Genomic DNA, 1,402 nt, shown 5'->3' on the forward strand with positions numbered 1-1,402 from the left:
ATTGACGATATGCGGGCACTTAGGCCCGGCGAGCTGGCGGCGATATTGCAGGAGCTTGGCAGGCAGGTCACAATCGAACGATATAGAGACCAGCGGGATCACTGGGCTTTCCTGGCGGCGGTAATAACGAACGGGGTTAGCCGCCTCGCCGGAATGTTCAGCAAGCGTAAACCGAAAATGGTCAGCCCTGATGATTTCATGAGCAAGGAAGCGAAGAGAACGATCCGGCATCTATGGGGACAGGATAGCCAAGAGCCGGAACAGAAGAAGGACTGGGCCAAGCATATCAAAGACGCTAAGGCCAAAGGGCTGCGCGGCCCGTGGGGGGGAGGAGGCGAGAAATGTTAGTCGGCGAAGTATTCGCCCGCATGGGGCTGGACAGCAAAGATTACGAAAAAGGCTTAAACAAGTTAGAGGGCTATACCCAAAAAAGAGCGCTGACCCTGGGCACTATCTTTAAAAACGCTTTTTCTTTTGGCATCGGTATAGGTCTTGTCCAGGGTTTTCGCACCATCGGCGGCGCCATTACCGATTTTGTGAACACCGCGGCCCGAACTGAAGTTTTAGATATTGCCATGCAGTCTGTAGCCCGGTCGTCCGGCTACGCCATAGCAGCACTGAATGAGCAGAGAAAAGCTGTCATGGAATTAGGTATCGCGGAGCAGGAAGCCTCGCAAATTCTTACCCGGTTTATGCAGGCGCAACTCGATACGGCTGACGCGGCCAAGCTTGCCCGCGTTGCCCAGGATGCGGCGGTGATCGCTGGCTATAATTCGTCACAGGCCGCCGAGCAAATGACCGAGGCGATTGCAAAGCAGCGGCCGGAGCTGCTCTCCGCCTTCGGTATGACCCGGAATATGAACGAGATATATAAGGACTATGCCGGAACCGTAGGCAAGACCGCGGCGCAACTTTCCGAAGCCGAGAAAAAGCAGGCCATGCTGAACTATATCCTTAAAGAAGGCGAAAAAATTGCTGGAACCTACGAGGCTTCTATGGGCGCCGTCGGCAAGCAAATCGGCTCCCTTCCGCGTTATTGGGATACGTTGAAAAACGCCATAGCAAAACCGCTTGCCTTGCCGGCAATTAGCGTGATTGTAGAGGCCTTAACAAACGGACTAAAAAGCAGCATAGCATGGGCTGAAGCGAATAAAGAAACGCTAATATCCTGGGGACAGACCGCGGCGAATGTAGCAGGATTCATTGTCCGCGGCATCAGTTGGGTGACTAAAGCTTTCATCAAGAACTGGGGTGCGATTCGCTTTGCGGCGACGGCGCTGCTGACTTTTGCTGTTGCATCAAAAGCGATCAACATTACCGGCGTGGCAGTCCGCGGTTTGACTCTGCTTTTATGGGCATTGCGCGGACATGCTTTTTCCACTAGTGGAGTATTCGGTGTGCT

2 protein-coding genes are annotated in these 1,402 nt (G+C 53.6%); both read left to right on the forward strand.

Annotated elements, in window-relative coordinates; all coding sequences use genetic code 11:
• On the forward strand, positions 1-348 hold a 348-nt coding region (locus ACE4YL_RS02795), incomplete at its 5' end, for a hypothetical protein (protein WP_461369173.1).
• On the forward strand, positions 342-1,402 hold a 1,061-nt coding region (locus ACE4YL_RS02800; RefSeq protein WP_461369174.1), incomplete at its 3' end, for a hypothetical protein. The genes ACE4YL_RS02795 and ACE4YL_RS02800, both read left to right, overlap by 7 nt.

The organism is Candidatus Darwinibacter acetoxidans (assembly GCF_041936445.1).
GTDB lineage: Bacteria > Bacillota > Limnochordia > Darwinibacteriales > Darwinibacteriaceae > DTU010.